At 73.4% G+C, this 25111-nt stretch carries 3 protein-coding genes (1 of these 3 cut by a window edge); all 3 read right to left on the reverse strand.

The features are described from left to right. The coding region (locus ACWDSL_RS29575) for an amino acid adenylation domain-containing protein (RefSeq protein ID WP_450490521.1) at positions 1–11475 on the reverse strand (11475 nt) is incomplete at its 3' end. After that, entirely contained in the window at positions 11472–19412 is a 7941-nt protein-coding gene (locus tag ACWDSL_RS29580) for an SDR family NAD(P)-dependent oxidoreductase (protein WP_450490523.1), read from the reverse strand. The genes ACWDSL_RS29580 and ACWDSL_RS29575, both read right to left, overlap by 4 nt. After that, positions 19409–25111, reverse strand: the 3' portion of a protein-coding gene (locus tag ACWDSL_RS29585; protein WP_450490525.1) for an amino acid adenylation domain-containing protein. Its footprint extends 3576 nt past the window's final position; only the last 5703 of its 9279 coding nucleotides appear in the window; its start codon lies off the right edge, out of view; it ends in the stop codon at positions 19409–19411. The genes ACWDSL_RS29580 and ACWDSL_RS29585 overlap by 4 nt, the downstream gene beginning before the upstream one ends.

Here is a 25111-nt window from a genome sequence, read left to right on the forward strand (position 1 = left end):
GACGGGCCCGGTGGCCGTCTCGGCGCGCGGCGGGGTCCCCGCTCGCTGCGGCGTCTTCGCGCCGAAGCGGGCCCGCAGTTCGGCGAGCGGCAGGGTGGCCAGCGCCCTCCGGTCGACCTTCTCGTTGAGGGTGTGGGGGAAGCCGGTGACCCGTACCAGCGCGTCGGGCAGCATGTGCTCGGGCAGCCAGGTCGCAAGCCGGTCCCGGGTCGGTTCGGCGACCCCGTCGTCGAGCACATAGCAGGCCAGGAGCGACAGGTCGGCGGCGCCCGTCCGCCGCGCCACCACGACGGCGTCGCGGACGCCGTCCAGTCGCCGCAGGGTCGACTCGATCTCCGCGAGCTCCACCCGGAAGCCACGGACCTTGACCTGGGAGTCGATCCGGCCCAGATACTCCACGCGCCCGTCGGACAGCCGGCGGACCAGATCGCCGGTGCGGTACATACGGGCGTCCGGCCCGGTCGCGAACGGGTCGGGCAGGAACCGCTCGGCGGTCAGATCGGGGCGGCCCAGATAGCCGTCGGCCACGCCGTGTCCGCCGATGTACAGCTCGCCCGCCGCACCGCTCGGCACCGGCCGGCGGCCGCTGTCGAGCACGTACAGGGCGGTGTTGGCGATCGGGGAGCCGATGGTCACCCGGTCGCCGCGGCTCAGGCGGCTCGTCGCCGACCAGACGGTGGTCTCCGTGGGGCCGTAGAGGTTCCACACCTCGCCGCCCGTGGCGAGCAGCGCCTCGGCCGTCTCGGCCGACAGCGCCTCGCCACCGCAGAGCAACCGCAGCCCGGAGTCGCCGCGCCAGCCGGCGGCGAGCAGCATGCTCCATGTCGCGGGGGTGGCCTGGATCACCGTGGCGGCGCTGCGCTCGACGGCCTCCCGCAGCCGCAGTCCGTCGCGTGCCACCTCGGTCGGCAGCACCTCCACCGTTCCGCCGCTGATCAGCGGAAGGTAGAGCTCCAGGGCGGAGATGTCGAAGCAGATCGTGGTCAGCGCCAGGAGCGTGTCCTCCGGCCCGAAGCCGGGTTCGCGCGCCATCGAGCAGAGGAAGTTGGTCAGCGCCCGGTGCGGGACCCGGACGCCCTTCGGGCGGCCCGTCGAGCCGGACGTGTAGATGATGTACGCGATGTCCGAGGCCCGGGCGGCCACCGGCGAGGCGTCCGCGGGCGGGTGCTCATCTGCGTCGATCAGCAGCCGGGGCAACTCGCCCTCGAAAGTGTCCCCGGAGGTGTCCCCGAGGGTGTCGCCGACGGCGGAGTGCGTGAGGACCAGATGCAGCCCCGCGTCCTCGGCGATGTAGTCGAGCCGCTGCCGGGGATACGCCGGGTCGAGCGGCACATAGGTGCCGCCGGCGGCCTGCACGGCGAGCAGTGCGACCGGCAGCTCGGCGTCGTGCGGCAGCAGTACGCCGACGGTGCGGCCCCGTCCGACCCCGGCGGCGGTCAGCCGGGCCGCCAGGGCGTCGACCCGTTCGGTCAGCCGGCGGTACGTCAGCTCGGTGTCGCCATGGCGGACGGCCACCGCGTCCGGACGGGCCACGGCCTGGCGCCGTACGAGGTCCCACGCCAGGGCGTCGGCCGGATACTCCACACCGGTGGGCGGGGTGAGCAGGGCGCGTTCGCCGGCGGTCAGCAGGTCCAGGTCGCCGACCGCGGTCTCCGGCGCGCCCACGGCGGATGCCAGCAGCGTGGCGAAGTGCTCCCCGAGGCGTTCCACGGTGGAGGCGTCGAACAGGTCCGGGTTGTACTTGAACGTGTAGCGGCAGCCCTCGGGGTGGTCGACCAGGTCGAGGGTCAGATCGAACTCGCCCTCCTGGTGCACCCCGTCGACCCGGCCCCGCACCAGACCGTCGTCGCGCAGGTCCCGCGTCCAGTTGTGGAAGTAGAAGGCGACGTCGAACAGCTTGCCCCCGGAGCCCGGGACCTGCCGGTTGAGCTCTTCGGTGAGGGTCATCAGCGGGTAGGCGCTGTGCTGAAGTGCCTGGAGGACCGTCCGGTGGACGCGGCCGACCAGGCCGCGGAAGGCCTCGTCGCCCTCGACCCGCTCGGCGAGGACGACCATGTTCATGAAGTAGCCGACCACATCGTCGTAGCCGCTCGCGGGGCGGCTCGCGGTCGGTGTGCCGACGGCGATGTCGGCCTGGTCGCTGTACCGGTGCAGCAGCGCGAAGTACACCGCCAACATGACGCTGGACAGCGAGGCCCGCTCCGCGGCGGCGAGGGCGCGCGCCCGCTCCGTCACGGCCGCCGGGAGGCGGCCCTCGACCGTCGCGCCGCGGAAGCCGGGCACCGGCGGCCGAGGCCGGTCCAGCGGCAGCGGCACGGTGGTCCGCCTGTCCCGCAGCCGCCCGATCCAGTAGTCGCGCAGCCGCTCCCCCTCGGCCCCGGCGAGCAGCGCGTGCTGCCAGGCGGTGAACTCGGCGTAGGTGCGGTCGGGGCGGTCGGCCGGCAGCGGACAACCGTCACGGACCGCGCCGTAGCCGCGCTCCAGATCGGCCAGGAGCAGCGGGATGGACACGCCGTCGAGCACCATGTGGTGGACGGTGAGCAGCAGCACCTGCCGCCCGTCGTCGAGCGTGTAGAGGGTCGCCCGCACCAGCGGACCGGCGCTCAGGTCGAACGGCTGGCGCATATCGGCGTTGACCCGGTCGCGAAGCTCCGCGTCCGTGGCCGTCGGGAGGAACACCTGCTGGAAGGGCAGCCCCTGGCGGGCGGCAACCCTCATGGACGGCTCATCCCGCTCCGCCGCGACGGCGGCGCGCAGTTGCTCATGCCGCTCCAGCAGATGCCGCAGGGCCGTGCGCAGGCTGCTGACGTCGACATCGGGGGCGAGCCAGAAGGCGAGGGGCAGGTTGTAGGCGCTGTTCCCGGGCGCGAGCTGCTCGACCGTCCACAGCGCCCGCTGCCCGTGCGACATCGGATGCTCGGTCGGCTCGGCGTCCTCGCCGGGCTGCGGCGTTTCATCGACGACATCGGTGGGTGCCGCGACCTCCGACAGCCAGCCCGCGGCCAGATAGGCCGTGAGCTCGCGCAGGGTCGGCCGCTCGAAGAACTCGTCGAGCGGTACGGCGACGCCGAACGCCTCGTCGACCGCGGCCACGATCTTCATACCGCTGAGCGAGTCGAAGCCGTAGTCGGCCAACTGCCGGTCCGGGTCGATCCGTACGTCCAGCTTGAGCACCCGCTCCACCAGTTCCCGCAGGCGGTCGCCGAGCGCGTCGGCCGGGTCGGCCGTCACCCGGGCCGTGACCGCCGTGGGAGCGCTCGCCGCCGGTTCCACGCGCGGCGCGACGGTGTCGTTCTCCGCGACCAGGACGTGCTGCCCCAGCTCAGCCCCCTCCGCCCCGAGGACCCTGACCCGGGTGTACCCCTCCTCCGCGAGCAGCCGGGTCCAGGTCGAGGGCGCGGCCAGCGGGGCGGCGGGCACCCGCACCTCGTCATCCTGGAACGCCCACCAGCCCTCCATCACACCGCCACCGAGGGTGAGATACGGCCGGACGGTGGTCAGCTCGTTCAGCACCAGTCGGCCACCGGGCTTGAGCAGTGCCTTCGCCTTCCGCAACGTCGCGCGCAGATTGCGGGTGGCGTGCACCACGTTGGTGGCCAGCACCAGGTCGTACGAGCCGGGGGCGCACCCCTGCTCGGCCAGATCGCGTTCCAGGTTGAGCAGTTGGAACCGGGTGAACGGGTAGTCGGCGGCAAACCGCTCCCGGCCGTACTCCAGGAAGCGGGGCGAGATATCGGTGAAGGTGTAGCCGGCGCCGGGCTGCCCGGCCAGTACGGACAGCACCTTCTCGCTGGTGGCGCCGGTGCCCGCGCCGAGCTCCAGCACAGATACGGGCCGCCCTGGCAGGTCGGCGGCCGGGCCGTGGTCCCGGTAGCGGCGGACCGTGTCCGCCACCAGCTCGTTGAAGAAGTCGGTGAGCGGGTTGCCCCGGTAGAGGTCGCGCACCAGCTCCATCGAGGAGTCCGGGAACATGATCTCGGTCGCCACCACCTCACCGCGCAGGATCCGCGGGTAGGCCTCCAGGAACTCCCGGTTGAGGCCGGTGGTGGGCGCGACGTCCGGATACTCGGCCGCGACGCGGTCGAACTCGGCGCGCCAGCCGGTCGCCAGGTCGGTCACGGCCGCGGTGGTGGTGAACTGGTCGCCGTCGTGGGTCAGCAGACCGGCGCCGACGAAGAGTTGGAGCACGGCCTCGTGCAGCCGGCGGAACCTGTCCCGGATCTGGAGGCCGCCACGCAGCTCCTCGCCGCGGTGGCGCTCGCCGGGGCGCTGGAAGGCGCCCATGCGCTGGTAGACCCCGAACAGCCCGGAGATCGAGGCGGCATCGAGTGCCGCGAACCCGGCGAGCACCCGCGCGACGGCGGGATCGACACCGGCCGCCGGCGCGGGCACCACCGGAGCGGCCGGAACCGGGGCGGAAGCCGCCGGAACCGGTGTGGGAACCTCCGGGATCCACAGCCGCCGACGGGCGAACGGATAGGTGGGCAGCTCGATACGGCGCGCGGACGGCGCGGTGAGCGGCGACCAGTCGACCCGTACACCGGACACCCACCGCTCGGCGGCCTCCTCGAGGTCGCGTGGCGGCGTGGCATCGCCCTCGGAAGGCCGCACCGCACGCCCGGTCGTGATCCGGTCGTCGGCGCCGCCCGCCGCGTAGGTGTCCAGCGGCGCGAGGGCTTCGGGGACCGAACGCACCGGCAGGGCAAGGCGGAACTCATACGCGGTACGCCCCACCTGCAGCGTATGCGCGATGTCGGCGAGCCGCGGGAAGTCGGTGGCCGGAGGCCGGAGGTGGGCCACCGCCCGGGCCACCGCGCCGATGGTGTCGGCCGAGGTGGCCGCCGACGGCAGCTTGGCGTCCAGCTCCTCGGCCAGCATGGCGAAGTAGCGGGCCCGCTCCGCGATGCCGAATCCACAGTCGACCAGGTCGGTGTCGAGGTCGAGCGATCCGGGCTCGACGTCGGCGAGCTCCGCGGCGAGCCGCAGACAGCGGTGTTCCGCGTCCTCGCCGGCTCCGGCGCCCCGGCGCAGGAAGGCCGCCAGGTCGGCGGCGTACGCGCGCAGCCGGTCCTCGCTCTTGGCGGAGAGCACCACCAGTTGCTTCGCGTCCGGCGCCTGCGCCCCGTCCGGCTCCGGCGGCGCGACCGGCGCGTACTCCTCCATGACCACACAGGCGTTGGCGCCGCCGGCTCCGAAGGAGCTGACGATGGCGCGCCTGGGCAGCTCCGAAGGTGTCCACGGGCGCAGCGTCTGCTGGATCTCGAACGGCGTGGTGCTGAAGTCGATCTCCGGGTTGGGGCGCGCGGAGTGCAGCGAGGGTGCCAGCGCTCCGTGCCGGAACTGCAGCAGCACCTTCGTCAGAGCGGCGATACCGGCCGCCGCCTCCAGGTGGCCGATGTTGGACTTGAGCGAGCCGACCGCCACCAGTGGCCGCTTCTCGCGCCGGTCGGGCTCGACCGGGCCGCCGAAGGCGTCGACCAGCCCGGCGATCTCGATCGGGTCGCCGAGCAGCGTCCCGGTGCCGTGTGCCTCCACATAGCCGACGGTGTCGGCGCCGATCCCGGCCCGGTCGATCGCCGTACGGATCACCTGGCTCTGGGCGGCGGAGCTGGGCACGGTGTAGCCGCCGGCGTTCCCGACGGAGTTGATGGCGGAGCCGCGGAGTACGGCGAGCACGCGGTCCCCGTCGGCGATCGCCGCCGACAGCGGTTTGAGCAGTACGGCGCCGACGCCCTCGCCGTCGACGAAGCCGTCCGCGCCCGCGCCGAACGCCTTGACCCGGTCGTCGCGCGCGAGCATGCCCGCCTGGGCGAGGCTGCGCAGATGCTTGGGGTGCAGGATCAGGTTGACGCCACCGGCGATCGCGGCGGAGCACTCACCGGCCCGGATGGACTGGCAGGCCAGATGGACCGCGGTCAGCGAGGCGGAGCAGGCGGTGTCCACCGCCAGGCTGGGCCCGGTGAAGTCGAAGAAGTGCGACACCCGGTTGGCGACCGACCAGTGGTGCGAATGGGCGTCGGTCGGCACGCCGAGCGCGTTCGCCGCGCCGCCCATCCACTCGTAGTCGTTGCTCATCACGCCGACGAACACGCCGACCGGGCCCTGGGCGGCGAGCGCCGCCGCCGGATAGCCGGCGTCCTCGACGGTCGCCGCGGCGGTCTGCAGGAACAGCCGTTCCTGCGGGTCCATCGCCCCGGCGTCCGCGGGCGAGATATGGAAGAACAGCGAGTCGAACTGGTCGACGCCGTCGATGAAACCGGCCCATTTGCTGTACGCGCCGCCCGGCGTCACCGGGTCGTAGTGGGCGTCGGCGTCCCAGCGGTCGGCGGGCGCCTCGCTGACGCAGTGTCGGCCGGCCGCCAGGTTGTCCCACAGCTCGCCGACCGTATCGGCCAGCGGGTAACGGCCGGCGACGCCGATGACCGCGATGGGCTCGTCGGCCGCCGGCTCGCCGGGGACCGGGCCGGCCGGAAGGGCTTTCGCCGCGGGTTCGGCGCCGATGAGCTTGTCGGCCAGGAAGGCGGTCAGGGCCCGGGGCGTACGGTGCTGGAACACCATGGTCGCGGGCAGCCGCAGCTCGGTGCGTGTGTTGAGCCTGTTGCGCAGCTCCAGGGCGGCCAGCGAGGTGAACCCCAGCCGGTGGAACTCGGCGTCGGGGTCGATGTCGGCGGTCGAGTCGTGCTTGAGCGCCGCGGCCACCTCCCTGAGCACCAGTTCACCGACGGCGGCGGGGGTCCACCGCGGGTCGTCGGCGGCGACCGGCAGCGCGGCCGTGGGCGTGGCGGGCGACCGGCGGCGCGCCGGGACCAGTTCACGGAACAGCGGCGCCGGGGTGGCCGTGGGGTCCAGGTGTACGGGCAGCAGATGGGCGCGGTCCGCGCCGAGGGCGATGTCGAACAGCGCCAGCGCCACCTCGGCGTCCATCGGGCGCACCCCGGCCTCGCCGAGCCGGGCCAGGTCGGCCTCGTCGAGTCGGCCGGTCAGGCCGCTGCGCTCCGCCCACAGCCCCCAGCCCAGCGACACCGCCGGCAGGCCGAGGTCACGGCGGTGCCGGGCCAGCCCGTCGAGGAACCCGTTCGCGGCGGCGTAGTTACCCTGTGCCGCGGTGCCCAGAGTGGAGGCCACGGAGGAGAACAGCACGAACGCCGACAGGTCCAGATCACGGGTCAGCTCGTGCAGCTGCCAGGCGCCATCGGCCTTGGCCGCCAGCACGGACCGCAGCCGGTCCGGCGTCAGCGATCCGATCACACCGTCGTCGAGCGTCCCGGCGGCGTGCACGACGGCGCGCAGGGGCCTCTCCCGCGGTATCTCCGCGAGGACCGCGGCGAGCGCGTCACGGTCGCCGGTGTCGCAGACCACCGAGGAGGCCGAGGCGCCCATCTCGGTCAGTTCGTCGGCGAGCGCCGCCGCTCCACCACGGCTGACCAGCACCAGGTCGCGGACCCCGTGCTCGGTCACCAGATGCCGCGCCACGAGCCCGCCCAGGGTGCCCGACGCCCCGGTGATCAGCACCGTGCCGTCGGTCAGCGCCGGCGTCTGGGCCACCGGCACCCCGGCGTGTACGAGCCGCGGTACGCGCAGCTCGGCACCGCGCACCAGGACCTGCGGCTCGCCGCACGCCAGCACGGTCGGCAGCGTCTGCGGCAGACCGTCCATATCGTCGGTGTCGACGAGCACGATCCGGTCCGGGTTCTCCGTCTGGGCGGAGCGCACCAGGCCCCAGACCGCGGCCGTGACGGGATCCGCCGCGCCGCCGGTGGTCGCCACCACCAGGCGCGAGTCGTCGGTCTCCGCGCCGGTGAGCCACGACTGAAGATCGCCGAGGACCCGGGAGGTCACCTCCTGCAGCCGGGACGGCGTGTCGCCGTCGGCGGCCGGGCAGCGCAGGACCGTGACGTCGGCGACGTCGGCGGTTCCCCCGGCGCGCGCGGCGATCCAGCCGAGCTCGAACAGCGAGCCGTCGTGCGTCGGGGCGCCGATCGGGCGCAGCGTCAGCGAGTCGACCGACAGGACACCACGTCCGATGCCGTCGGTGAGGTACACGGCGACCGAACCGTCCGAGCGCGGGGTGATCCGCGCCCTGAGGCTCGTCAGCTCCGCCGCCGCGTCCTGGTCCAGCCAGCGGGCGCCGCTGAAGGAGAACGGCAGCGCGGGCGTCGTCATGTCCAGGGCGTGCAGGGCGGCGTCGAGCAGCGCGGGACGGATCGGCGCGGCCAGGGAGACCTCGGCGAACAGCTCTTCGCCATTCCGCCACAGCCGCCGTAGGCCGCGGAAGCCCGGCCCGTACTGAATGCCCCGGGCCTCGCGGTCGTCGTACCAGTCGGACAGATCCACCGGCTCGGCGGCCCGCGGCGGCCACTCTCCGTCGTCGGCGGGGCCCGCCGCCGCGTCCGCGGGCCCGCCACGATCGAGGACGGCGCCGGTCGCGTGCAGCCGCCAGTCGGAGCCCTGGACCCGGCTGTGCAGCCCCAGCGGCCGGAAGCCCTCCTCATCGGCGGGGCCCACGAGCAGCTGGATCTCGACCTCGCCGTGGTCGGGGACCACCACGGGCGCCTGCATGGTCAGTTCGTCCACTTCGGCCCCGGCCTGGAGCGCCATCTCCAGGAGCGCGGTCCCCGGCACCACGGCCTGGCCACGTACGCGGTGGTCGCCCAGCCACGGGTGGGTACCCAGCGACAGCCGCCCGGCCAGGACCTTCTGGTCGCCATCCGCCAGCTCGACGGCCTCGCCGAGCAGGGGTTCCGGCTCCACCAGCCAGTACGGCTTGCGCTCGAAGGCGTACGTCGGCAGCTCCACGACGCGGCCGGCCCCGACCACCGGACGCAGGTCGACCGGGACGCCGCTCGTGTGCAGCGCGGCCACGGACAGCCGCAGGCGCCGGATCGGGTCGTCATCGCGGCGCAGCGTGCCCTGCGCCACCGCCGACGCCACGGTGTCCTGGATCGCCATGGTCAGCAGGGGGTGCGGGCTGACCTCCAGGAACACTCCGTGTCCTGCGTCGGCCAGGGCGCGCACCGCCGCCTCGAACCGCACCGGCTCGCGCAGGTTCCGGTACCAGTAGCCGGAGTCCAGCTCCCCGGTGTCGATCCGGCCCGCGGTCACCGTGGAGAAGAACGGCACCTCCACCGCACGCGGGGCGACCGGCGCAAGCCCCGCCAACAACTCCTCGCGAATCTCCTCGACATGGGCGGAGTGCGAGGCGTAATCCACGGCGATCCGCCGCACCCGCACCTGCTCGCCGCTCCACTCGTCGATCAGCCCGTCCAGCGCCTCCTGGTCACCCGACACCACCACCGTGTTCGGGCCGTTCACCGCGGCGATCGACACCCGGTCGCCGAACGGCTCCAGCTGTTCACGGACCCAGGGCTCCGACGCGACGATCGACAGCATGCCGCCGCGACCGGCCAGGGCGCGCAGGGCCCGGCTGCGCAGGGCGGAGATCCGCGCGCCGTCGGCGAGGGACAGCGCTCCGGCCACGCACGCGGCGGCGATCTCGCCCTGCGAGTGGCCGACGACGGCCGACGGCTCAAGACCGAACGAGCGCCACACCTCGGCGAGGGACACCATCACCGCCCACAGCGCGGGTTGTACGACATCGACCCGCGCCAGCGCCTCCTCGTCCTCGAGGACTTCCCGCAGCGACCAGTCGACATGGGCGCTCAGCAGCCGCTCGCACTCCTCCAGCCGCTCCGCGAACACCGGGAACGTCTCGCTCAGCCCGCGGGCCATCCCGGCCCACTGCGATCCCTGGCCGGGAAACACCCACACCATGCCGGACTCCGGCACGACGGCGCCCTCGACCGCGTCGGGGGACGCCTCCCCTGCCGCCAGGGCGGTCAGGCCCGCCAGCAGCTCTTCGCGGTCCTCGGCCACCACCGCGGCACGGTGCTCAAGCGCCGACCGCGTCGTCACCGACGAATAGCCCACATCCGCCGGGCCCAACTCGGCATCGGCGGCCACCCACTCCCGCAGCCGGGCCGCCTGAGCCCGCAACGCGTTTCCGCTCCGCGCCGACACCACCACTGGCACGGGGCCGGACACCGCCGGGGCGGCAGCCCCGGGTCCGGCCTCTTCCTCGGCCTCGGTTTCGGCCTCGTTCGGCGGTGCCTGCTCCACGATCACATGCGCGTTGGTCCCGCTGATCCCGAACGACGACACTCCCGCCCGGCGCGGCCGATCGACCGCCGGCCACGGCCGCCGCTCCGTCAGCAACTCGACCGCGCCCGCCGACCAGTCGACATGTGACGACGGCTCATCCGCATGCAACGTCGCCGGAAGAACACCGGCCCGCATCGCCATGACCATCTTGATCACACCGCCGACTCCAGCCGCCGCCTGCGCATGACCGATGTTCGACTTGAACGAGCCCAGCCACAGCGGCTCCGTCCGCTCCTGCCCGTACGTCGCCAGCAGCGCCTGCGCCTCGATCGGGTCGCCCAGCCGGGTGCCGGTGCCGTGTGCCTCCACCGTGTCGACCTCCGCCGGGGACAGCCCCGCCGAGGTCAGCGCGTCCTGGATGACCCGCTGCTGCGACGGTCCGTTCGGCGCCGTCAGACCGCTGGAGGCGCCGTCCTGGTTGACCGCCGAGCCCCGTACCACCGCCAGCACCCGGTGCCCGTTGCGCCGCGCGTCCGACAGCCGCTCCAGCACCAGCATCCCGACGCCCTCGGCCCACCCGGCGCCGTCGGCCGCGTCCGAGAACGCCTTGCACCGCCCGTCGGGCGACACGCCCCGCTGCCGCGAGAACTCCACGAAGGTCCGCGGCGTCGACATCACCGTGACCCCACCGGCCAGCGCCAGCGAACACTCCCCGGCCCGCAACGCCTGCGCCGCCAGATGCAACGCCACCAACGACGAGGAACACGCCGTGTCGACGCTCACCGCCGGGCCCTCGAGCCCGAAGGTGTAGGCCACCCGGCCCGACGCCACGCTCGGGAGGCTGCCGGTCATCAGCTGGCCCTCGTAGCCGCCGGTGTCCCGCACCAGCCGCGTCCCGTAGTCGCTGTACATCACGCCGGTGAAGACACCGGTCCGGCTGCCGCGCAACGAGGACGGGGCGATGCTCGCCCGCTCCAGCGCCTCCCACGACGCCTGGAGCAGCAGCCGCTGCTGCGGGTCGGTGGCCAGCGCCTCGCGCGGCGACATGCCGAAGAAGCCGGCGTCGAACTCCGCGGCGTCGTGCAGGAATCCGCCGTGCCGGGTCAGGCTGGTGCCGGTCTGCTCCGGGTCGGGGTCGTACAGCGCGTCGAGGTCCCAGCCCCGGTCCTGGGGGAACTCCGATACGGCGTCCACCCCGTCGTGGACCAGCTGCCACAGGTCCTCGGGCGAGGCCACGCCCCCCGGGAACCGGCAGGCCATGCCCACGATCGCGATCGGCTCCGGGGCGGACGCCTCGAGCTCGGCCAGCCTGCCGCGGGTCTGGCGCAGTTCCGCGGTGACGCGCTTGAGGTAGTCAAGCAGCTTCTCGTTGCTCACGGTTGGAGGTCCCCCAGCTCATCGTCGATCAAGGCGAACAGCTCCTCCTCGCCCGCCGACTCGATTTCCAGGTCGTTCAACGGCTCCGCCGTATCCGGTCCGGCGGTCACCGCCGCCAGCAGCTCCCACAGGCGCTCGGTGGCGGCCGAGCGCACGCTCTCGTCCCCGACGGCGGCCATGCTGACCGCCAACCGGTCCAGCTCGGCCAGCACCGGGGGCTGATCGGTGGGTGGCGGCGGCTGTTCGGCGGGTGGCTCGTCCGGTACGAGCTGTTGCAGCAGATGCTGCGCCAAGGCCCCCGGAGTCGGATGGTTGAAGATCATGGTGGGCGGCAGCTTCAGCCCGGTGAGCGCGCCGAGCCGTTGCCGCAGCTCCAGCGCGGTCAGCGAGTCGAAGCCCAGGTCCATGAAGCCGCGGTCGGGCGGCACGGTGCCCGGCCCCGACCGACGGAGTACGGTCGCGATCTCGGCCTGCACCACCCGCCGCACCGTCAGCTCCCGGTCGTGCTGGGCCATGGTGAGCAGGCGGTCGCGCAGGGTCTGGGGAGTGTCCCCCGCCGTCGCGTCCGACGACGACACCGCGCGTTCCCGCTTTCTGCCACCGGCAGCACCGGCCGGGGCCAGGCCGCGGAGGATGGCCGGCGGGTCGATGTCGGGCCCGGACAGATCGACCCAGGCGGGCACCAGATGGGCCCGGTCCGCGGACAGCCCCAGGTCGAGCAGGGCCAGGCCGTCGTCGGTGGGCAGCTGTCGTACGCCCATCCGGCGGACCCGCTCCTTATCAACCTGCCCGAGCCGTTCGGTGAGGCCGGTGCTCCGTTCCCAGAGCCCCCAGCCGAGCGAGACCGCGGGCAGTCCCAGCGCGCGCCGGTGGTGGGCGAGCCCGTCGAGGAAGGCATTGGCCGCGGCGTAGTTCGCCTGGCCGGCGAATCCGACCGTGGCCGTGACCGAGGAGAACAGCACGAACGCCGACAGGTCCAGATCACGGGTCAGCTCGTGCAGCTGCCAGGCCCCGTCGACCTTGGGCGCGAGCACCGCGTGCAGCCGGTCCGGCGTGAGCGACAGCGCGGCGGCGTCCTCCATGGCCCCCGCCGCGTGGATGACTGCGCGCAGCGGCGCCGAGGCGGGGACGGCCGCGATGACCTCCGCCAGCGCGGCGCGGTCGGTGACATCGCAGGCGGCCACCGAGACGGACGCGCCCGCCGCGGTCAGCTCCGCCTCCAGGTCGTCCGGGGCCTTGCCACCGCGGCTGACCAGCAGCAGGTGCCGTACGCCGTGGCGGCTCACCAGCCGGCGGGAGACGGCTGCGCCGAGCCCGCCGGTGCCACCGGTGATCAGCACGGTCCCGGCGGGATCGAGCGGCCCTCCGTCTGGGTCGGCCGCGGGAACGGAGCCGCGGGCGAGCCGAGGCGTGAAGGCCCGGCCCGACCGCAGGGCGAGCTGCGGCTCGGTGGTGGGCGGCGGCGCGTCGGTGGTCAGCTCGTCGTCCGTGTCCGTGTCCACGAGTACGACACGCCCGGGGAACTCGGTCTGTACGGGGCGCAGCAGGCCCCACACGGTGGCGGCGGCCGGATCCACGTCCTCGCCCGGCTCAACGGCCACGGCGCGACGGGTCACCACCGTCAGCCTCGCCGAATCGTCGTCGTGCTGCCGCAACCAGTCCTGCACCTGCTTGAGCACGAACTCCGCGGTCGCCCTGGCGTCCTCGGGCACATCGGACGTACCCGGCCGCACGGGCAGCACCGTGGCATCGGTCGGCGTGTCGCCCGATGTGTCACCCGATATGGCGACCTCACGCCATTCGACCTGGAACAGCTTCGGGTCGAACCGACGGGCGTCCAGCGGCCGCAGCATGAGGGAGTCGGCCGACAGCACCTCGAGGCCGCTGCCGTCGGCGACCGTCAGCGACGCGCGGTTCTCGCCCGTGGACGTGATCCGTACGCGCAACTGGGTCGCACCCACCCGGGCCAGCCGTACGCCCAGCCACGAGAACGGCATCAGAGGGCCGGCGGCATAGCCCGCCACCAGCGGGTGGAGCACCGCGTCGAGCAGCGCCGGATGAACGGCGAACGGGCCGGCCTCACCGGGGAGGGACACCTCGACGAAGAGGTCGTCGCCACTCCGCCACACCGCCCGCAGATTCCGGAACGCCGGGCCGTACTCCAGACCCCGCCCGGCCAGCTCCTCGTACCAGCCGTCGTGCTCCACGGGCGTCGCTCCGGCCGGCGGCCACGCGGTCAGCACGGCGGCCGCGGATGCGGAACCGGGGCCGGACGGCGCCACCTGACCCGTGGCGTGCAGCTGCCACTCCCCGTCGAGGCGGCCGTGGACACGGAACTGGCGCCGGCCGGACTCGTCGGGCGCGGCGGCCGTCAGCTGCACCTCGACCTCGCCCCGCTCGGGCACCACCAGGGGCGTCAGCATCGTCAGCTCGTCGACCACATCACCGATGCCCAGGGCCATCTCGAGCAGGGCCGTTCCCGGCACCACGGCCCGGCCGAGGACACGGTGGTCGGTCAGCCAGGGGCGCGTCCCCAGGGACAGCCGGCCCGACAGCAGCACACCGCCGTCGGCCAGTTCCACCGGGTGTCCCAGCAACGGCTGCCCCGCGGTGGCGTCCAGCCAGTACCGCTCGCGCTGGAAGGCGTACGTCGGCAGGTCCACGGAGCGTCCGCCGGACAGCATTCCCGGCAGATCCATGGCCACGCCGTGGACGCAGAGGCGGGCCAGGGCCCTCATCGCCTCGCGCGGCTCATCGCGGTCGCGCCGCTGCAGGGGCACCACCACGGCGTCACGGCCGTCCAGGCACTCCTCGATCATGGGGACCAGCGCGGCGTCCGGCCCCACCTCCACAAACGCGGTGACGCCCTGTTCGACCAGCCAGTCGACGTCGTCGGCGAACCGCACCGTGCCGCGCACATGGCGCACCCAGCGCTCCGGCGTCTGGGGCTCCGACGTCGTCATCCGGATCACCGGCTCATGGAACGTAAGCCCCTCCGCCACGGCCCGGAACTCGGGCAGCATCGGATCCATCCGGGGCGAATGCGAGGCGTGCGAGATCCGCAGCCGCTTGACGGGGCGCCCTTCGGCCTCCATCCGGCCGGCGATGTCGAGCACCGCCTCCTCGTCACCGGCGATGACGATCGACGAGGGGCCGTTCACCGCCGCGATCGACACCCGGTCGCCCAGCAGCGACAGCACATCGGCCTCGGGGACGCCCAGCGCCACCATGGCGCCACCGGGCGGGAGGTTCTGCTGCAACCGGCCGCGCGCGGTCACCAGCACACACGCGTCGGGCAGCGACAGCACCCCCGCCACATGGGCCGCGGCGAGTTCTCCGGTGGAGTGGCCTGCCACGAAGTCGGGCGTGACCCCCCACGACGTCACCAGCCGGAACAGCGCCACCTGAAAGGCGAAGATGGCCGTCTGCATCCAGCCGATGCGGTCGAGCGACGCGGCCTCCGCGCTGCCCGGTTCGGCGAACATCACCTCGCGCAGCGGCCGGTCCAGGTGCAGATCGAGTTCGGCGCAGACCTCGTCCAGCGCCTCGGCGAAGACCGGAAACGCCGCCGCCAGTTCGCGTCCCATGCCGAGCTGCTGGGCGCCACCTCCGGTGAACAGGAACGCGGTCCGGCCGGCCGCGGGCGTGGCGGCGGGAGCGTCCGGGGACTGCTCCCCGGCCGCCAGGGCGGTCAGGCCCGCCAGCAGTTCCTCGCGGTCCTCGGCCACCACCGCGGCACGGTGTTCCAGCGCCGACCGTGTCGTCACCGACGAATAGCCCACATCGGCCAAGCCCAATGCGGTGTCGGCGGCCACCCACTCCCGCAGCCGGGCCGCCTGAGCCCGCAACGCGGCCTCGGACCTGGCCGACACCACCACAGGCACCGGGCCGGACACCGCCGGGGCGATATCCCCGGGCTCGTTGGGCGGTGCCTGCTCCACGATCACATGCGCGTTGGTCCCGCTGATCCCGAACGACGACACAGCCGCCCGGCGCGGCCGATCCACCACCGGCCACGGCCGCCGCTTCGTCAGCAGTTCCACAGCAGCCGCCGACCAGTCGACATGTGACGACGGCTCATCCACATGCAACGTCGCCGGAAGAACACCGGCCCGCATCGCCATGACCATCTTGATCACACCGCCGACACCAGCCGCCGCCTGCGCATGACCGATGTTCGACTTCAACGACCCCAACCACAGCGGCCGCTCACGGCCCTGGCCATACGTCGCCATGAGCGCCTGCGCCTCGATCGGATCGCCGAGCCGGGTGCCGGTGCCATGCGCCTCCACCGCGTCGACGTCCGCCGCCGACAGTCCGGCCCCGGCCAGCGCCTGGCTGATCACCCGTTGCTGTGAAGGCCCGTTCGGCGCGGACAGACCATTCGACGCGCCGTCCTGGTTGACCGCCGAGCCCCGTACCACCGCCAGCACCCGGTGCCCGTTGCGCCGCGCGTCCGACAGCCGCTCCAGCACCAGCATCCCCACGCCCTCGGCCCACCCCGTGCCGTCGGCGGCATCCGAGAACGCCTTGCACCGGCCGTCGGGCGACAGCCCCCCCTGCCGCGAGAACTCCACGAACATGCCGGGTGTGGACATCACCGTGGCCCCGCCGGCCAACGCCAGCGAGCACTCCCCCGCCCGCAGCGCCTGCGCCGCCAGATGCAACCCGACCAGCGACGACGAACACGCCGTGTCGACGCTCACCGCCGGGCCCTCGAACCCGAACGCGTAGGCCACCCGGCCCGACGCCACACTCGGCGCACCGCCGGTCAGGGCGTGTCCGGCGAACCCCTCCGCCGTCTCGTGCAGACGCGGTACGTAGTCCTGGCCCATGACGCCGACGAACACCGCCGTCCGGCTGCCGCGCAGGGCCGCCGGGTCGAGCCTCGCCCGCTCCAGCGCCTCCCAGGAAACTTCCAGCAACAGCCGCTGCTGGGGGTCCATGGCCAGCGCCTCGCGTCGGCTGATCCGGAAGAACCCGGCGTCGAAGCGGGTGGCGTCCGAGAGGAAGCCGCCGGTGTGCGGGCCGTCCGTGGCGCTGTCGTCCAGGTTCCAGCCCCGGTCCTCCGGGAACTCCGAGATGGCGTCCACCCCGTCGGAGACCAGCCGCCACAAGTCCTCCGGCGAGGCCACGCCCCCCGGATACCGGCAGGCCATGCCCACGATCGCGATCGCGTCGTCATCCGTGGCGGATCGCCCGGCCGCCTCGTCGCGTGCGGCCGCCGCGTCACCGGTCAGGTCCCGCCCGGACAGCTCCTCGTGCAGCTGCTCCACCAGCAGCCGTGGTGTCGGGTAGTCGAAGAGCAGGGTGTCCGGGAGTTGCAGACCCGTCGCGAGGCTCAGCCGGTTGCCGAAGTCGACCGCCGTCACCGAGTCGAACCCGATGTCCTCGAAGGCGCGGTCGTCCTCGACCGACCGTGGGTCCTCGTAGCCGAGAAGGTCCGCCGCCTGGGCACGAACCAACTCCCACAGATCCCGCCCTCCCAGCTCGGCTCGCTCGGATCCCGGCTCCGCCTCCGGTGCCGTCTCCCGCCGTGGCGTGGTCGGGGCGAGGGTGCTTCCGGTGGCCCAGTGGGGCTGCCGCTGGAAGGCGTACGTGGGCAGGTCGACCGTACGGCCCCCGCCGAGCATCGGCCGCCAGTCCACCGCGACACCCTGGACGTGCAACGCGGCCATGGCCGACAGCAGCCGCCGGACCGGCTCCTCGTCGCCGTGCAGCGTGCCCTCGACCAGGGCGCCGTCCGCGAGCTCCCGGACGGCCGTGGTCAGCACCGGGTGCGGGCTGATCTCCACGAAGGCCCGGTGTCCGTCCTCGGCCCGCGCCCGGATGGCCTCCTCCCACCCGGCGGCCTCGTCAGCCGTCGTCCCAGGTTCGAGGTTCCCGGCCGCGAGGGCGCGGCCGCGCTCGACCACCAGCCGCAGCCCGTCCGCGAGCGGTGTCGTGCCGGCCGCACACGCCGCGGCGAGCTCCCCCTGCTCCTGGCCCACCACGGCGGACGGCTCGACTCCCGCCGAACGCCACACCTCGGCCAGCGAGACCATCACCGCGAACAGCGCGGGCCGCGCGACCTCCGCCCGGGCCAGGGCGGCCTCGTCGGCCAGAACGTCCCGCAGCGACCAGTCGGCCAGGTCGCTCAGCAGCCGCTCGCATTCGTCCATACGCGCGGCGAACGCGGCGGAGGACTCCCACAGTTCGGCTATCGCCCCGAATCCCTGCGGCACCTGGTCCGGGAACACCCACACCACACCGGTTCCGTCGGCCGCGGAGCCCCGCGCCACGGTGGCCGCGGACTCGCCCGCCGCCAGCGCGGCCAGGCCCTCCAGCAACTCGGCGCGGTCGGCGGCGATGACCACACCACGGTGGTCCAGGACCGATCGGGTGGTGGCGGCGGAGAATCCGACGTCCGCCGGGGACAGGTCCGGATGGGACGCCACCCATGCGTGCAACCGCTCCGCCTGGGCCCGCAGCGCCGCCTCCGAGCGCCCGTACACGGGTACGGGCACGGGCTCCCGTTCTGAGGAATCCGCGGCGGCGTCGGCGGCGAGGGGGTTGCGCGGTGCGGTGGCGGCGGGGCCTTCCGCGACGACCACATGGCAGTTCGTGCCGCCGATACCGAACGAGCTGACCCCGGCGAGCCGAGGGCCGTCCGGCCACCGGCCGGTGGTGTCGTTCACCCGGATCTTCCAGCGGTCCATCGGGATCGACGGATGCGGTGCGGTGAAGTTCAGGCTCGCGGGAATGGCCGCGTGCCGAAGCGACAGCGCGACCTTGATCAGTCCGATGACCCCGGCGGCGCCGTCGAGGTGGCCGATGTTGGTCTTGACCGACCCGACGAGCAACGGCTCGGCGTCGTCGCGCCCCTGGCCGAACACCGACCCCAGGGCGGCCGCCTCGATCGGGTCGCCGACCCGTGTGCCCGTGCCGTGCAACTCGACGTAGCGCACGCGCCCCGGCTCGATATCCGCCTGCGCGTACGCCTGCCGCAGCAGGGCTTCCTGCGCGTCGCCGTCGGGAACGGTCAGCCCCGGGCCGCCGCCGTCGTTGTTCAGTGCGCTGCCGAGCAGCACACAGGAGATCGGGTCGCCGTCGGCGACGGCGTCCGCGAGGCGCTTGAGGACGACGATGCCGCCGCCCTCGCCCCGTACGAACCCGTTGGCCCGCGCGTCGAAGGTGTAGCAGCGGCCGTCCGGGGAGAACGCGCCCGCGCGCGCGAAGGCGAGCGCGCCCTCCGGGACCAGGTTCAGATGTACGCCACCGGCCAGCGCGAGCCCGGTGGCGCCCGAGAGCAGGCTCTCGCAGGCCAGGTGGACGGCGGCCAGGGACGAGGACTGCGCGGTGTCCACGGCGAGGCTCGGGCCGCGGAAGCCGAACTGGTAGGAGACCCGGTTGGCGATCAGGCCCCGGCTGAGCCCCGGCAGGGAGTGGTGGGACACGGCATCCGTGCCGGACCGGTGGACGAGCGAGGCGTAGTCGTCCCCGGTGGCGCCGAGAAAGACCGCGGTGGAGCCGCCGCGCAGCGTCTCCGGCACGACACCCGCGTCCTCCAGCGCCTCCCAGCTCAGCTCCAGGGCCAGCCGCTGCCGCGGGTCCATGGCCGCGGCCTCGCGCGGGGAGATGGCGAAGAACTCGCTGTCGAAGTCGGCCACCCGGTCGAGGAAGCCGCCCCGCCGCAGCCCGGGCGTGTCCAGCTCGTCCGGTACGGCGTCGAGGTCCCACCGGTCGGCGGGGGCGTCGGTGATCGCGTCCACGCCGTCGTGCAGCAGCCGCCAGAAGGCGTGGACGTCCTGGGCGCCCGGGACCCGGCAGGACATGCCGACCACGGCGACCGCGCGCTCGGCCGAGCCCTGGGGCAGGGCCGGGCCGGGCGCGGTTGCCGGGCGTGCGGCTGCCACGCCGTACGTTAAGGCCGGCTCGTAACGGACCGGGTCGCTCACCCGACGCCTCCCTCGCTCCGCGGCCGGTCCGCGCGGGCCCGCAGCCCGGCCAGGTCGGTTTCCGGGTCGGCCGCGATCTCCCGCAGCAGCCGCTCGTAGTCCCGCACCATGGCCTCGGCGGTGCCCCGCGCGAACAGGTCCGCGCTGTACTCCAGGTAGCCGGTCAGCCCGGCCTCGGTCTCCTGCACCATCAGGTTCAGGTCGAACTTCGCGGTGCCGGACTCGACCGGCACCGGCCGCACCTCGAAGTCGTCGGCCCCACCACCACCGCCGCCGCCCGACGCCGGGATCAGGTTGAACATCACCTGGCACAGCGGCGGGTACGCCGCGTCGGGTTCCGGCACCAGGTCCTGGACCAGCTCCCGGAAGGGCAGGTCCTTGTGTTCATGCGCCTCGGCCGTGGCCGCCCGGGCCTGGGCCAACAGCTCGGTGAAGGCCCGCTCCGGCGCGATGTCCAGCCGGAGGACCAGCCTGTTGACGAAGTAGCCGACCAGCTCCTCCAGCTCGGGCCGGGGCCGGTTGGACACCGGCGAGCCGATCGCCACCTCACGGTCAGCGGTACGGCCGCCCAGCAGCGCGGCGAACGCCGACAGCAGGGTCATGTACAGCGTGGCCCCGCGGTCCTGGCCGAGCTGCCGGAGCCGGGTGAGCAGCTCGCCCGGGAGCCGCAGCTCCACCGAGGCGCCCTGGTAGGACTTCACCGCGGGCCGCGGATAGTCGGTGCGCAGCGACAGGCAGCCGGGCAGACCGGCCAGCCGGGTGCGCCAGTAGCTCCGCTGGCGGTCCAGCTCCGCCTGGTCGACCGCGCCACCCTGCCAGCGGGCGAAGTCGGCGTACTGCAACGGCAGGGCCGGCAGAGCCGGCTCCTCGCCCCGGCTCAGCGCCCCGTAGCACGCGGACAGCTCGGTCAGCAGGATGCCCGTCGACCAGCCGTCGACGACGCCCCACGGGCGGGTGACGACCACCAGGTGGTCGGTGCCGGAGCGGGCCAGCAGATGGACCCGGAGCTGGCAGAGGTCGCCGGGGGCGAAGGGGCGCGCCCGTTCGGCCCGTAGCCATTCGGCGGCATCGCCGATGTCGGAGCCGTCAAAGCCGCCGTCGAAGGGCAGCACGGGCACGTCGATGTCCACGCCGTCGTTCACCCGCTGGAGTACGGCCCCGTCCCGGCGTACGTAGCTGGTGCGCAGCACGGTGTGCCGGTCGACCACGGCCCGTACGGCGCGCGCCCAGGCGTCCCGGTCCAGCGGGCCGGTGACCTGGAAGGCGAACTGCACGTTGTCGTGCGCCGAGCCGAGGTGTTCGGGCCGGTCGAGGAACCACAGGTCGCGCTGTTGCAGGGCGAGGGGGATCGCATCTCCCGGCCGCACCTCCCTCGGCTGCACCGTCACGTCCGTCACCCGCGGCGCCGATACGGGGTCGGCCACTTCGGCGTCCGTGGCGGGCTCCAGCGCGGCGGCCATCTCCGCCACCGAGGCGCCGCCCAGGATCAGCTGGAGCGACAGCTCCACGCCCAGTTCCTTCTTGACCCGGATGGTCAGCCGGGTGGCCGACAGGGAGTGTCCGCCGAGGTCGAAGAAGTTGTCCTGGAGCCCCACCCGCTCAAGACCGAGCACTCCGGCGACCAGTCGGCACAGCGTCTTCTGTGTCTCGGTGCGGGGCGCGACGTAGGACTCCTTGGCCACGTCCTCCTCGTCCGGGACGGGCAGGGCCCGCTTGTCGACCTTGCCGTTCGGCGTGACGGGAAGCTCTTCGAGGATCACGAACACGCCGGGGACCATATGGTCGGGCAGCCGCCCCGACAGGTGTTCCTTGAGGGTGCGGGCCATCGACGAGCCCATACGGCCGATCTGCGGGCTGTTCGCCAGGGGCGCGCCACGGTAGGGGGCGCGGGCGCGCACCGGGGGCAGTTCGTCCCGCCCGAAGACCAGGTCGAGGCCGTCGGGCCGGTCCTGGGACCAGGTGGCCGCCACCCGGTAGCCGAGCCCTTCGGCGTGGACCAGCGTGGCTTCCAGCTCGCGCACCTCGGCGGTGGCCGCGGCGCTCATCCGTACGCCGCCCGGCAGCGGCTCCACCTGCCGGGCGGAGGCCCAGCGAGTCAGTCCCTCGGCGATCCGTACATCGTCCGCGATGCGGGGGTTGGTCAGGCCGGTCACCCCGAACCGGTCCGGGAGTTCGCCGCCGTCCAGCAGGGCGCGCAGCCCGTCCGGGCCGGTGGCGGTCAGCCACGGCAGCGGATCGCCGGACGGGGCGGGGCCCTTGGTCAGCACGGCGTCGTAGCGGTAGGCCAGCATCTCGTTGTCGCCCAGGCCGCGCTTGACCATCAGGTCGACGGCGCCCAGTTCGGGGAAGCGCTCGGCAAGACCGGCGAACCAGGTGGGGCTGACCAGCAGTTCGGTCTCCTGCCGACGGCGGCGCTGCACCCGGGCGGCCAGCGCCCCGACGGTGGTGCGGGTCGCGGTGCGGCTGCGTTCGACCGCGCCGACGTGGGCGGAGAACAGGTCCAGGTTGCGCATATCGCCCAGGAGGATGCGGCCGCCGTCCTCGACCAGCGGGAGCAGCCGGGCGATGACCTCCTCCAGGTAGAGGCGGTTGGGGAAGTACTGGGCGACCGAGTTGAGCACCACCACGTCGAAGGTGGACCCGGCCAGCTCCCGCACCGCCAGCGCGTCGCCGTGGGTGAGGGTCACATGCGACCAGCCGCGGCGTTCCACGCCCCGCCCGACCTCGTCCAGCGCCCCGGCGGAGATGTCGAGGGCGTGTACGGCCGCGCAGCTCGCGGCGTACCGGAACAGCAGCAGGCCGGTGCCGCAGCCGACCTCCAGCAGCCGCTTGGGCCGCAGCTCGGTGATCCGCTGTACGGTCCCGTCGATCCACTCGAACATCTCGGACCCGGGGATCGGCTCGCCGGTGTAACTGCTCTCCCAGCTGGTCAGGTTCATGCCCTCGTCGACCGTGTCGGCCGGGGCGTCGTCCGAGCTGTCTGCTCTGTCGGTGTGCTGGCCCTCGAAGACCCGCTGCCACTGCTCGAGGTGTTCGGCGTTCTGCTCCTCGGCCGCGGCGTCGAGCCAGCGCGCCGTGGGCCGCACATACGCGGCCAGCGACCGGGTCTCCCCGGACACCTGTGGCACCACCACGGTGCTGTGCACCGCGGGGTGTGCCTGGAGCGCGGTCTCGATCTCGCCCGGTTCGACGCGGAAGCCGCGCACCTTGACCTGGTCGTCGGCGCGGCCGAGGAATTCGAGGGCGCCGTCAGGCAGTCGGCGGACCAGATCGCCGGTGCGGTACAGCCGGCCGGTCGGGTCCGTGCCGAACGGGTCGGTGATGAACCGGGCAGCGGTCAGCTCCGGGTCGTCGAGGTAGCCGCGCGCCACGCCCGCGCCGCCCACGCACAGCTCGCCGACCACCCCGGTGGGCACCAGCCGCAGTCGGCCGTCGGTGACGTACGCGGTGGACTGGGGTACGGGACGGCCGATCGGGATACGGGCGTCCTCGGCGATGTCCTTCGGGATCACGTGGTACGTCGAGGCGATGCTGTTCTCGGTCGGGCCGTACCCGTTGACGACCGTGAGCTCCGGCTGCGCGGCGAAGAGCCGGCGCACGTCCCGGGCCGAGAACGCCTCGCCGACCACCGCGAGGTAGCTCAGCGCCAGCCGCCGTCCCTCGGCCGCCTCGGCGAACGCGGGCAGGAAGGCCGCGGACAGGAGCATCGTCGTCACCCCGGTCCGCTCGACGCAGTCGAGCAGTTGCTCCACGTCCTTGGAGTCGCCGTCGTGCAGGACCAGTCGCCCGCCCGCCACCAGTGGGGTCAGCACCTCCTGGGATCCGGCGTCGAACGAGATCGACGAGTGGTGCACCATCACGGTGTCGTCGCTCGGCGGGAAGTAGTCGGGGTTGCGCAGAAGCCGGACGACACCCCGCTGTTCCACCAGCACGCCCTTGGGCCGGCCGGTGGTGCCCGAGGTGAAGATGGCGTAGGCCAGGTGTTCCGGCATCAGGCCCAGCTCGGCGCGGGACAGGTTGTCCTCGGGCAGACCGGCGAGCGCCTGCAGACCGTCGCGGGCGCGTACGCCCGTGTCCAGATACAGGACCTCGGCCACGCCGTCGACCAGGGCGGCCGGCAGGTCGGCCTGCCCGAGCAGGACGCCGACCTTGGAGTACCGCACGAGGTCGTGGATGCGCTCCTCGGGGTAGCCGGGGTCGATCGGCACATACGCGCCACCGGCCTTGAGGATGCCGAGCAGTCCGATCACCAGTTCCGGCGACCGCTCCACGCACAGCCCGACCAGGGTGTCCGGGCCGACGCCGTGACGACGCAGGTGGTGGGCGACCTGGTTGGCGCGGGCGTTGAGTTCGGCGTAGGTGAGCCGCCGGTCGCCGTGGACCACGGCCACCTCGTCCGGCCGCCGGGCCACCTGCGCCTCGAACAGCTCGAAGAGGCAGCTGTCCTGCGGGTAGGGGCGAGTGGTGTCGTTCCACTCGACCAGCAGCCGCCGCCGCTCCGGGGCGGGCAGTATGTCGATGTCGAGCGCGGCGGTGCGGGCGCCGTCGTCGGCGGCGAGCGCGCCGACGATCCCGGCCAGGGCCGTCTCGACGTAGTCCAGCAGCGCCTCCGGCTCGATCCGGTCCTCGACCTGGACGGTGAGCGACAGTTCGCTGCCCAGGTCGTCGAGGGAGATGCCCATCGGGTAGTTGGTGCGGTCCATGGACGCCAGCCAGCGGACCCCCGAGTCCTCGATACGGGGCGCCTGCTCGTCGCCGTGCCGGGGTTCGAAGTGGCGGAAGTTGACGGCCGCGCTGAACAGAGGGGTGTCGCCGTCCAGGCCGGTGCCGCGCTGCGCCACGCTCAGCGAGCTCTGCTCGCGCGCGATCAGCTCCTTCAGCCCGGCGTCGACGTCTGCGATCAGCTCCCGGACGGTTCTGCCTTCCAGCCGGACCCGGAGGGGCAGGGTGTTGATGAAGTTGCCGAGCATCCGCTCCACCCCGGGCACGCCCTGCAGACGGCCCGACATCACGGTGCCGAACACCACGTCGTCGCGCCCGCTGCCCGCGGCCACGACCACCGCACAGGCGGCGTGGAACAGACAGGCCGGGCTGATGTGCAGGCGCTGCGCGTGGCCGCGCAGCGCCTCGGTGAGCTCCGCGGGCAGGGACCGGCGCGGTTTGCGCGTACGGCGCCCGTCGCCGCGTACGTCCGTGAGCCCGAAGGGCGTCGTCGGCTCGGTGACATCGCCGAGGACGTCCCGGAAGTAGCTCTCCGCGTCCTCGGACGCGAGCTGGTGCAGGGTGTGCGCGACGAAGTCCCGGTACGGCGCGGGCGGGGCCAACAGCTCGGCCCGGCCCCCCAGATGGGCCGTGATCTCGTCCATGATAAGCCGCAGCGAGGTGGCGTCCTCGATGAGGTGATGGAAGTTCAGCACGACGTAGCGCCGGGCGGAGTCCGGGTCCTCGGCGATGACGAGCCGGAACATCGGAGCCCGGTCGACCGCCATGGGCGCGGGCGTGGCCAGCAGGGCACGCGCCTGCCGCTCGGCGTCGCGGTCGGGTTCGCGGTCGGGATCGAGCCGCACCCGCTCCACGGGCAGCGGCGCGGCGCGGTACACCACCTGCACGGGCTCCGGCAGCCCGGCGGTGAGCACGGCCGTGCGCAGGACGTCGTTCCGGTCGACCACCGCCTGTACGGCGTCGGTGAACCTGGCGCA

It is taken from the genome of Streptomyces sp. NPDC000941, from assembly GCF_053599555.1.